Source organism: Deltaproteobacteria bacterium, assembly GCA_020848745.1.
In the GTDB taxonomy this organism is placed as follows: domain Bacteria; phylum Desulfobacterota; class Binatia; order UTPRO1; family UTPRO1; genus UTPRO1.
The window spans coordinates 1-9,629 of record JADLHM010000093.1; the positions used below are offsets into that span (position 1 = coordinate 1).

General features: G+C 70.7%; 9 protein-coding genes and 3 tRNA genes. 6 read left to right on the forward strand and 6 right to left on the reverse strand.

Annotation, left to right across the window (positions count from 1 at the left end; translation table 11 throughout):
* Nucleotides 1-3 precede the first annotated feature (3 nt).
* The 3 genes from IT293_13770 to gltX all read right to left on the reverse strand — a co-directional run bounded on the left by IT293_13770 (nucleotide 4) and on the right by gltX (nucleotide 1,629).
* Nucleotides 4-75: transfer RNA gene (locus tag IT293_13770), tRNA-Glu, on the reverse strand.
* Nucleotides 76-98: 23 nt separating this feature from the next.
* A tRNA-Gln gene (locus tag IT293_13775) sits at nucleotides 99-171 on the reverse strand.
* Between the two features lie 42 nt (nucleotides 172-213).
* A complete protein-coding gene (gltX, locus tag IT293_13780) occupies nucleotides 214-1,629 on the reverse strand; it encodes a glutamate--tRNA ligase (protein ID MCC6765723.1) in 1,416 nt (471 codons plus the stop codon).
* Between the two features lie 279 nt (nucleotides 1,630-1,908).
* Here gltX and IT293_13785 point away from each other — a divergent pair, with 279 nt between their 5' ends.
* From IT293_13785 to IT293_13800, 4 genes are all read left to right on the forward strand, one after another.
* The gene (locus IT293_13785) at nucleotides 1,909-2,316 is read left to right on the forward strand and encodes a response regulator (GenBank protein ID MCC6765724.1); all 408 of its coding nucleotides are present in this window, start codon (nucleotides 1,909-1,911) and stop codon (nucleotides 2,314-2,316) included.
* Nucleotides 2,317-2,734: 418 nt separating this feature from the next.
* On the forward strand, nucleotides 2,735-3,295 hold the full coding sequence (locus IT293_13790) for a hypothetical protein (protein ID MCC6765725.1): 561 nt from the start codon (nucleotides 2,735-2,737) through the stop codon (nucleotides 3,293-3,295).
* Nucleotides 3,296-3,433: 138 nt separating this feature from the next.
* Nucleotides 3,434-4,552 carry a DUF1214 domain-containing protein gene (locus tag IT293_13795; GenBank protein MCC6765726.1) on the forward strand — a complete coding sequence of 373 codons (1,119 nt, stop codon included), beginning with the start codon at nucleotides 3,434-3,436 and terminating at the stop codon, nucleotides 4,550-4,552.
* Nucleotides 4,553-4,599: 47 nt separating this feature from the next.
* Nucleotides 4,600-5,775 carry a sulfotransferase gene (locus IT293_13800; protein ID MCC6765727.1) on the forward strand — a complete coding sequence of 392 codons (1,176 nt, stop codon included), beginning with the start codon at nucleotides 4,600-4,602 and terminating at the stop codon, nucleotides 5,773-5,775.
* Nucleotides 5,776-5,829: 54 nt separating this feature from the next.
* On the opposite strand, the gene xrtE is transcribed toward IT293_13800, so the two are convergent.
* Nucleotides 5,830-7,449, reverse strand: coding sequence for an exosortase E/protease, VPEID-CTERM system (gene xrtE, locus IT293_13805; protein ID MCC6765728.1), 1,620 nt, complete (start codon nucleotides 7,447-7,449; stop codon nucleotides 5,830-5,832).
* Between the two features lie 157 nt (nucleotides 7,450-7,606).
* Nucleotides 7,607-7,807: a hypothetical protein gene (locus IT293_13810; protein MCC6765729.1), complete on the reverse strand. Its 201-nt coding sequence runs from the start codon at nucleotides 7,805-7,807 to the stop codon at nucleotides 7,607-7,609.
* Between the two features lie 301 nt (nucleotides 7,808-8,108).
* On the opposite strand from IT293_13810, the gene IT293_13815 reads away from it, so the two are divergent.
* Nucleotides 8,109-8,900, forward strand: coding sequence for an SDR family oxidoreductase (locus IT293_13815; protein ID MCC6765730.1), 792 nt, complete (start codon nucleotides 8,109-8,111; stop codon nucleotides 8,898-8,900).
* 43 nt (nucleotides 8,901-8,943) lie between these two features.
* On the opposite strand, the gene IT293_13820 is transcribed toward IT293_13815, so the two are convergent.
* The gene (locus IT293_13820; GenBank protein ID MCC6765731.1) at nucleotides 8,944-9,387 is read right to left on the reverse strand and encodes an ester cyclase; all 444 of its coding nucleotides are present in this window, start codon (nucleotides 9,385-9,387) and stop codon (nucleotides 8,944-8,946) included.
* A gap of 146 nt (nucleotides 9,388-9,533) precedes the next feature.
* Here IT293_13820 and IT293_13825 point away from each other — a divergent pair.
* Nucleotides 9,534-9,607, forward strand: a tRNA-Lys gene (locus IT293_13825).
* Nucleotides 9,608-9,629: the final 22 nt, after the last annotated feature.

Below are 9,629 nucleotides of genomic sequence, written 5' to 3' on the forward strand. Positions count from 1 at the left end.
AAGTGGTCCCAGGGGGAATCGAACCCCCGTTTGCGACGTGAGAGGCCGCCGTCCTAACCGCTAGACGATGGGACCGAGGTGGAACGCGTGCTGCCGAGCTGAGGAGGAAGGACTCGAACCTTCAGTGCCCTGATCCAGAGTCAGGTGCCTTACCAATTAGGCGACTCCTCATCGATCGAAGGCCTGTATCTATAGAGATCGGAGTCCGGGTGGTCAAGAAATGCGGGAGAGGGCGGCGTCGAGGCGGGCAACCGTCCGCTCCCGGCCGAGGATTTCCAGCACTTCGAAGATGCCGGGGCTGGCGGTGCCGCCGGTGACGGCGACCCGGACGGGCTGGGCGATCTTGCCGAGCTTGAGCTCGTACGTGGCGAGCACCTCGTGGAAGGCGGCGGTGATGGTGTCGACGGTCCACGCGCCGAGCGCGGCGCAAGCGTCGCGCACCGACCGGAGCGGCTCGGCGACCGCCGGGGTCAGGAACTTCGCCGCGGCGGCGGGATCGATCGCGACGTCGTCGGTGAAGTAGTAGCGGCCGCTCTCGACGAGCTCGACCAGCGTCTGCGCCCGTTCTTGCAGGGTGGCGAGGGCCTTCGCGAGCCAGGCGTCGTCGCCCGGCACCGCGAGACCGGCGCCGTCGAGGTACGGCCGTGCGGCGCGCACGAGCGCGCCAGGAGCGAGCGTCTTCTGGTGGCTCCAGTTCACCCAGCGCATCTTCTCGACGTCGAATACGCCGGCCGATTTGCCGATCGCTTCGACGTTGAAGGCGGCGACGAGCTCGTCGCGGGTGAAGATCTCCTGGTCGCCGTGCGACCAGCCGAGGCGTGCGAGGTAGTTGACGACGGCTTCGGGCAGGAAGCCGAGGTCGCGATACGCGGTCACGGCCATGGCGCCGTGCCGCTTGCTGAGCCGGGCCTTGTCGGGGCCGAGGATCAGCGGCACGTGGCCGAACGCTGGGAGCCCGTAGCCGAGCGCCTGATAGAGCAGGATCTGGCGCGGCGTGTTGGCGAGGTGATCGTCGCCGCGCAGCACGTGCGTGATGCGCATCTCGGCGTCGTCGACGACGACGCAGAAGTTGTAGGTGGGAGTACGATCGGTGCGCAGGATGATGAGGTCGTCGAGCTCCGCGTTCTGGAAGACGACGCGTCCCTTCACGAGATCGTCGATGACGGTCTCGCCGTCTTTCGGCCCGCGGAAGCGGACCGTGTGCGGACGCTCCGCGTCGCCGGGTTGCGGCGCGCGGTCGCGGCACGTGCCGTCGTAGACGGGCTTCCGACCGTCGGAGAGCGCTTTGAACCGCTTCGCTTCGAGCTCTTCTGTCGTGCACCAGCACGGGTACGCGCGTCCCTCGCGGAGCAGCCGCTCGGCCTCGGTGACGTAGACCGCCGTGCGCTTGCTCTGGAAGAACGGCCCTTCATCCCACGCGATGGCGAGCCATTCGAGGCTCTCGAGGATCGCGGCGATCGACGCGTCGGTCGACCGCTCGCGGTCGGTGTCCTCGACGCGTAGGATGAAGGCGCCGCCGTGGCGGCGGGCGTAGAGGAAGTTGAAGAGCGCGGTGCGCGCGCCTCCGATGTGGAGGTAGCCGCTCGGGCTCGGGGCGAAGCGGGTGCGGGGCGTCGGCGAACTGGTCACGGTGTCAATATTTTCTCATGCGGGTCACGTCGTCGCCGCTCCGCGGCGCGCCGGGAGGCGGCCCCGAAAGAACGATCCTGGCGAGCGAACTCGCCGTTTTGACAAGCTCGGCGGGGCGCGTCTATAGCCTGTATCCACCCTCACGGCTAGCGGCATAGCTCTTGCTGCCCCCACCGCTGGAAATCTGGGACGCCGATGAGTGCGTAGTGGCTTCGCCGGCGCACCACAGCGAGGGCGAAGTCACGCGCGACGGGGCCGCGCCCATGAAAGGCACCAACCATGAACCGTAAGAAGATCCTGGTCGTCGAGGACAACGAGGACAACCGGCGGATTCTCGTCTACCGGCTTCGTAAGATCGGCGATTTTGAGATCCTGGAGGCGCAGAACGGCCTCGAGGCGATCGAGATGACCGAGAAGCATTCTCCCGATCTGATCTTCATGGACCTCAAGATGCCGGTGATGGACGGCTGGGAAGCGACCAAGCGCATCCGCCTCACGGCCGGCGGCCGGCGCGTCGCGATCATCGCGCTCACCGCGCAGGCGATGGCGGGCGACGAGCAGAAGGCGCTCGCGATCGGCTGCGATGACTATCTGGCGAAGCCGGTCGTCGATCCCGAGATCGTGCGCGAGAAGGTCGAGCGCCTCTTGAAGAAGTACGCGGGGCCGACGCTGGTCGCCGTCCAGTAACCCCGTTCCGACTTGCCGCGCACGGATCGCGCGGCTCCGGTTCCCGCACGCCCCACGACACGTTCGGGAAGCAGTGCCGTCAGTCGCCGACCGCGGCGAGCGAGATCCGATCGACGACGCCCCGGCCGACCCGCCGGGGCGTCGTCGTTTTCGCGCGTCGCGCCGATGCGCGGCGGGCGCGGCGGCTCGCGCGCCGACCGCGTTGACGGTGCGGCGCCGCCTCGCTAGGAGCCTGTCCGCGTCATGGCACCGGCTGCGCCAAACGATCCCGGGGCTGCGAGCGGGGTGCTCGCTTCTCCCTTGTGCGGCGTGCCTTCGGGCACGCCGCCACGGTCGTCGCTGCGCTTCCCGCTCTCGCTCCCGGTCTCCTTTGGCTCGCTCGGTACCATTACTCGGACAGGCTCCTAGAGCTGCCGGCGTGCGCGTCGGGCGAGCCGCGGTGGCGATCGTGGCGTGGGTGGCGGCGGCCGCGGCGCCGAGCCCGGCGCCGCCGCTCGCGGCGCGTCCGTCGCCGCTTCCCGAGCCCGCGCCCGCGTTCGGACGCGTGATCTACCGCGCGGCGCGCGTCGGCGGCTTCGAGCAAACCGGCGTGACCATGATCGCCTGCCGCCACCGCGACCCGGAACGGCGTCGCTTCGCGGTGCAGTTCTTCGACCGCACGGGGCGCGTCGTCTCGAGCTTCGGCGCCACGACGTCGCCGCCGACCCCGGCCGGAAAGAAGGTGCTGTTCGTGACCGACGGCGTGCCGTTCACCCGCCGCGGCGACGTGCTGAACGTCCGCCTCGGGCACCTCGCTCTCGGCACGGCGCGCGTCGTCTCGGACGCCCGGGTCGTGCACTGTGTCGGCAAGATGCGGATGGACGGGGGACTGCGGCTCCCGAGCTACCGTGACGAGATCGGGCTCGTCCGCGCCGGCACGCTGCTGCCCGCGCTGCCGGCGACGTGGAAGCCGTCGCCGTACGGGCCGCCGCGGCGCTGACGCGCGCGTCGATACGCGGCCGGGCGTCGCCGGCGCGTCCGGGCGGCGCGGCCGCGTCCGGTCGTCGCGGTCGCCGCGCCGCGGGCGCGCGTCGTCGTGGTTGCCCGTGTGGACGGAAGCTCGTACCGTACGCCGTCCATGAGCGATGTTCGCGACGGTGATCCCTGGTCGACGTTCTGCGCCGCGCTCGCGCGCGCCGGCGCGCAGATCCTCCGCCCCGACGCGCCCGCCGACGACCTGACGCGCGCCGAGGGCTGGCGCTACCTCTCGCGCCTCGCGCGCGCGGCCCTCGAGGCGTGTGTCGAGTTCGCCGACCCCGAGGCGCCCGGTTTCTACAGCCTCTCGCACGAGACGCTGAAGATCGGCGCCGACAACCCCGACAACTTCTACCAGAACGCCTGCCTCGACGGCCGCCTCGAGTACACGATCAGCGGCACGCGCGGCACCGTGCACTACCTCGGCTTCAGCACCAAGGCTGGCGACTACGGCTCGACCGGCGGCCTTGCGCCGACCGGCTTCCTCGACAGCACCCGGCTCGCGGTCGGACCGGACGGACGCTTCGAGGTGATCGTCAGCGCGACGCCGCACGACGGCAACTGGCTGCCGATGACGTCCGCGACCTCCATGCTGATCGTGCGCCAGACCTTTCTCGACCGCGACCGCGAGCGCCGTGCCGAGCTCACGATCGCACGCCACCCGACGCCGACCGCGCCGCGGCCGCTCGACCCGGCGACGATCGCGCGCCGCCTCGGGAGCGCGGCGCGCTTCGTCGAGGGCACGGCGCGCGTCTTCGCCGACTGGGCCGCCGGTTTCGCCGCCGCGCCGAACGTGCTGCCGCGCCAGGATCAGGCGCGCTACCTCGCCGCCGGCGGCGACCCGTCGATCCACTACTATCACGGCTACTTTCGCCTCCGGCCGGACGAGGCGTTGGTCGTCGAGGTGCCGCGCGTCCCGCCGTGCGAGAGCTGGAACCTGCAGATCAACAATCACTGGATGGAGTCGATGGACTACCGCTACGGGCGCGCGCACGTGAACAAACACACGGCGGTGTACGGCTCCGACGGTGGGTGCACGGTCGTCATCGCCGGCCGCGATCCGGGGCGGCCGAACTGGCTCGACACGGCGGGCCACGCGGAGGGAACGGTGTGCTTCCGTTGGATCGGCGCGCGCGAGATCGTCGATCCGATCGCGCGCGTCGAGACGCTCGCGCGCGAGCCTCCGCATGCGATCATTCGAGACGCGATCTGCCGCCGGTAAGCCTCGAGGTTGGCGAAGGCGCGGGGGCTAGAGGAGAACGTCACGCGATGGAGACGCCAACGAGCCTCGACGAGCAGTCGATCCTGGACGAAGCCCGGCGGAGGGCCGGCCTCGCCGACTTCGGCGACGAGTCGTTCCGCGAGCCGCTCCGCGTGCTGCTGGCTGCGCTCGACGCCGAGGCCGGGCTCCTCGACTTCGGACGCGCGGCGCAGCGCGCCCGCATCGTCGACCTTCTGGTGAACCGGCTCCGCGCTGAGGACGCCTTCCGCCGCCACCCCGAGATCCTCGACGAAGCGATCGGCGCGCCGATCGTGATCGTCGGCTTGCCGCGGACGGGGACGACGTTCCTGCACCGCACGCTCGCGCAGGATCCGCGCTTCTATTCGGCGCGCTGGTTCGAATGCCGCTATCCGGCGCTGTTTCCCGGCGGCGCGCCCGGCGCCGACGATTCACGCCTGGCGCAGGCGAAGGCCGAGGTGCGGGCGATGCTCGACGGGTCGCCCGCGCTCGCCGCGATCCACCCGCTCGACGCGATGGCGCCCGACGAGGAGATTCTGCTCCTCGAGCACTCCTTCCTGAGCACGGTGCCGGAGTCGGCGGCGAACGTGCCGTCGTACGGCCAGTGGCTCGACGCCCAAAACCAGACACCGGGCTATCGCTACCTCCGGAAGCTCCTCCAGTTCCTGCAGTGGCAGAAGAAGCGCGCCGGCCAGCGCGCCGAGCGCTGGGTCCTGAAGACGCCGCATCACCTCGGTTACGCCGACGTGCTGCTCGACGTCTTTCCGGGCGCGCTCATCGTGCAGACGCACCGCGATCCACTCGAGTCGATTCCGTCGCTCGCGAGCATGATCACGGCGCTCTGGGTGCTCGCCGCCGAGCACGTCGACCCGAAGGTCGTCGGGCGCCTCTGGAACGCCAAGATGGCGGCGGCGCTCCGGCGCTGCCTCGCCGTCCGCGATCGGCACCCGGACCGCTTCGTCGACGTCTGGTACCTCGACGCGGTTCGCGATCCGGTCGCGCAGGCGCGGCGCATCTACGACGCCGCGGGGCTCGCCTTCACGCCCGAGGTCGAGCGGGCGATGCGCGCCTTCATGGCGACGAACCCGCGCGAGGGTCGGCCGCCGCACCAGTACACGCTCGACGAGTTCGGGCTCACGCCCGAGAGCATCGCCCGCGACTTCGCCGACTATCGGGCGCGCTTCATCCTGAACCGCTGGACCTGACCCGTCGCCGCGCGCCGGCGCCGCGCCGTCGCGCCCTCGCGCGGCGCGGCGGGGTCACCAGAGCAGCCAGTGTCCCGTCGCGAGCACCCACGCGGCGATCAGCCCGTTCGTGATCGCGTGCGCGGCGATCGCGTCGCCGAGCTCGCCGCGGCGGTACATCACGAGCGCGTAGCACATGCCGGCGAGCGTCCCGGCGAACCACCGGCCGTGCATCACGCCGAAGAGCAGGGACGACACGACGAACGCGGTCCATGTGAAGCGGCGGAACGCGACCCGGTCGAAGTCGGCGTCGACGAGGCGGCGGTGAAGATAGCCGCGGAACGCGAGCTCCTCGGCGATCGGCACCGTCACGACGGAGCCGATCACGCGGAACGCGAGCCACACCGTCATCCACGCCGGACCGAGCGCCTCGAGCGCACCGCCGAACGTCGCCTGCCTGGCGGCCTCGGGCGTGGGCTCGAGCGCCATCCAGAGCACGAAGACCCCGACCCCGACGCCGGCGGCCGCCCACGAACAGGTCCAGCGGACCTCGCGGTAGACGCCCCGGAAGGCGACGAGGGCCGCCCCCGCGGCGAGCACGCGCGCCGGGTACCAGAGGTCGAAACTCGTGCCGCCGGTCGATGCCGCGCCGGCGAGCATTTGGGTCGCGACGATCGCGAGGAAGGGCGCGAGGTAGGCGGCGGTGACGTTCGGACCGACGATGGCGGCATCGGCGGCGGCGATCGGCGTCGCGCTGAAGTAGGATGAGCGGCGCGCCGCCCACACGAGCGCCAGCGCGACCCCCGAGAAGAGAAGCGAGCCGCTGTACGAGTGGAAGCCTCCGAGGGCGACGTCGTTCGAGATCCAGGTGCCGATCGCGATCAGCACCGTCAGGCGGAGCGCGTTCGCGAGCCATACCGCGAGGGTGCCGATCGGGATCAGGAGAAGCGCCCGCGGGAAGCGGAGCTCCTGGCGGTGCGTGACGAGGTACGCGCTCAGGAACACCCAGATCAGGCCGATGCCTTCGTAGCCGGCGCACACGCTCAAGATGCGCACCCAGAAGCGCTCGGTGCCGACGACCAGGTCTTCGGGCACGAACACCGGGTCGGGCGCCATCAGGTGCACGAGCGCGGCGACGAGGTTCATGGTCGCGTGACGGAGTGGATCCCAGAGGCCCTCGGTGATGCGTCCGGCGACCCAGGCCATCGCACCGACGGCGGCGATCAGCACCACGAGCGCGCGCGCGCGCCAGAGGACCGCCAAGAGCACGCGCGGCGCCATGAGGCTCGCCGCCCAGAAAGCGGCCGCGGCGGCGGCGGTCGCGAGCCACACGCCCACCCAGAGCGGCTTCACGGCCGAGGTCGTGAACGAGCCCTCGAGGATGAAGGCGGTCAGCCACGCGAAGATCACGAAGGCGGTGAGGTGCCCGACGAGATACGGCCACGGGCGATGCGGCGTCCGGATCTCGGTCGAGACCCGGCGCAGCTCCTCGCGCAGGCGGTCGCCGCCGAGCAGGATGCCGGCCGTCGACATCGCGATCGCGAGCGGCGGCAGCACGATCTTCCAGCGCCAGAGCGTGTCGGCCCACCACGCCTGCCCGGCCGCTTCGAGCGACTGGGTGCTGAAGCGGACCATGAGGATCCAGAGCTCGGCCGTGAGGAGCGCGACCAGGCCGATCAGGCGAGCGAAAACCATGCGTACCCGACGCAGCCTAGCGTCGAATGTCAGCGAGAGGGAGACCGGAAAACCTCGGAATCGCGGAGCGGCGGGAGGCGACGCGGGGGAGAACGACGAGCGGCGCGAGCGTTCGCGGAACGCTCGCGCCGCCCAAGGTGCCTACGGATCGTCCGGCTTAGCGCCGGAACTTGTCGCGCAGGATGGCGACGCCACCCATCGCGAGAGCGATCGCACTGCTCAAGGTGCTCGGATCGACCTCGGGAGCGCCGCGGTAACGCCTATGGCCCGCGAGGGCCAGGTCGGGCATCAGGACCGACACGGCGGCGAGCGCCACCGCGATCGCGATGGTGAAGCGGAACTGCGTGTTCGTAGTCATGGAACCTCCGGTGTGAGTTTCGAGCTCGTGAAGTAACGGCACGAGGCGCCGCCCGGGATCGAAGCCCGTCATGTACGAGATGCGGTCGAGAGAAGCAAGCGCCGTTCCAGAGGAAAACGTCGATTTCCCCGGGGATTGGGTGACACGATCCGGAATGCGGCGGTGCGGCCGTTTGCAGCCGCGCACGGTTGCGTATGGAGATGGCGTGGCGAGTGCCAACGGATCGGGCCGGGCGCGGGGGGCGGACCCGCGGGCCGCGCTTGCCGTACCCGATGGCCGCCGCTATCTCGCTCGCCGGCGCATGCTCCTCGACCGCAAGATCGTCCTCGTCTCCGGCATCGGCCCCGGCCTCGGCATCGAGCTCGCGACGCTCGCTGCCGCCGAGGGCGCGGCCGGCGTCGCTGTGGCGGCCCGTACGCCCGCGAAGCTCGACGATGCGGAGGCCGCGATCCGGGCGCGCGGGCTCGCGACGCCGGTCCTGAAGGTGCCGGCCGACGTTGCCGACGCCGAGCAGTGCCGCCGCCTGGTCGCCGCCACCGTGGACGCCTTCGGCCGGATCGACGCGCTCGTGAACAGCGCCTACGTCCCCGGCCGGTTCGAGCCGATCGAGACCGCCGACCTCGACGACTGGCGCCGGACGTTCGACGTGAACGTCTTCGGGACGATGCACCTCACACAGGCCGTGGTCCCGGTCATGAAACGGCAGGGCGGCGGCGCCATCGTGATGATCAACAGCATGGTCACGCGGAAGCCGATCGCGTGGCAGAGCGGCTACGCGGTGTCGAAGTCGGCGCTCACGACCGCCACCGCGCTCCTCGCCCTCGAGCTCGCACCGTACGGCATCCGGGTGAACTCCGCGTACATGGGGTGGATGTGGGGACCGGCCGTCGAGACCTACCTGCGCGACGCGGCGGCGCGGCAAGGCACGACCGTCGAAGCGCTCACCGCCGAGGTCGCGAAGAACATCCCGCTCGGCCGCATCCCCGACGACGCCGACTGCGCGAAGGCCGCGTTCTTCCTCGTGTCCGACTACGCGAGCGTCGTCGTGGGCGCTGCGCTCGATGTGAACGGCGGCGAGTTCCTGCCGCGCTGAGCGCGGGGCGTGCGCGCGCTCCGTCGCCGATCCGCGTCCGCGTCTACGAGGTCGGGAGCGCCGGCGCGAGGCCGAGCTGGCGCAGGATCGTCGCCGAGTCGAAGTAGACGCGCTCGCAGACGATGCGGTCGCCCTCGAAGATGAAGAAGGCCGTCATCGGGCAGCGGAACGTCTTCCCGGTCGGCGGGATCCCACGGAGCGGTCCCAGGTGGGTACCGAGGAGATCGAACTCGGTGATCACCGCATCGTCCGTGTGGCGTAGCGATTTCACCTCGTTCCGCTGGTCGGGGAACGCGCCGCGAGACGCCGCGTAGTAGCCGCGCACCGCCGCTTCGCCGTCGTAGACATCGCCCGTCGGGACGATCTCGTAGCGCGGCCGCGAGAAGGTCGCGATCGTCGTGTCGAAGTCGTGCCGGTTCTCGGATTCCATGTGCTCGCGAACGACCGCCTCGCGGCGGACCCGCAGTGACTGCTCGGTGTCGGTCATGGGCCGGGAGCTAGCGCGGACGGACGCGCGGGACAATCGGTCGGTGCTCCGGTCGTCGGGGGCCCGGCATCTGGCCGGCTTGGCCGCGCGACCCGCCCCGTGACGGTTGCTCGCGCGTCGGGGAATGCATAGAGTCCGGCCTCCGCGGGCCGTTAGCTCAGGTGGTTAGAGCAGCTGCCTTTTAAGCAGCGGGTCGTAGGTTCGAGTCCTACACGGCCCACTTCACTTTCCCCCGCGTGTCT

What these genes read in the sequence shown, in the direction of transcription:
- IT293_13785 (MCC6765724.1), top strand. Translation starts at nt 1,909, where the DNA reads ATGAACCGTAAGAAGATCCTGGTCGTCGAGGACAACGAGGACAACCGG.
- IT293_13795 (MCC6765726.1), top strand. Translation starts at nt 3,434, where the DNA reads ATGAGCGATGTTCGCGACGGTGATCCCTGGTCGACGTTCTGCGCCGCG.
- IT293_13800 (MCC6765727.1), top strand. Translation starts at nt 4,600, where the DNA reads ATGGAGACGCCAACGAGCCTCGACGAGCAGTCGATCCTGGACGAAGCC.
- xrtE (MCC6765728.1), bottom strand. Translation starts at nt 7,449, where the DNA reads ATGGTTTTCGCTCGCCTGATCGGCCTGGTCGCGCTCCTCACGGCCGAG.
- IT293_13810 (MCC6765729.1), bottom strand. Translation starts at nt 7,807, where the DNA reads ATGACTACGAACACGCAGTTCCGCTTCACCATCGCGATCGCGGTGGCG.
- IT293_13815 (MCC6765730.1), top strand. Translation starts at nt 8,109, where the DNA reads ATGCTCCTCGACCGCAAGATCGTCCTCGTCTCCGGCATCGGCCCCGGC.
- IT293_13820 (MCC6765731.1), bottom strand. Translation starts at nt 9,387, where the DNA reads ATGACCGACACCGAGCAGTCACTGCGGGTCCGCCGCGAGGCGGTCGTT.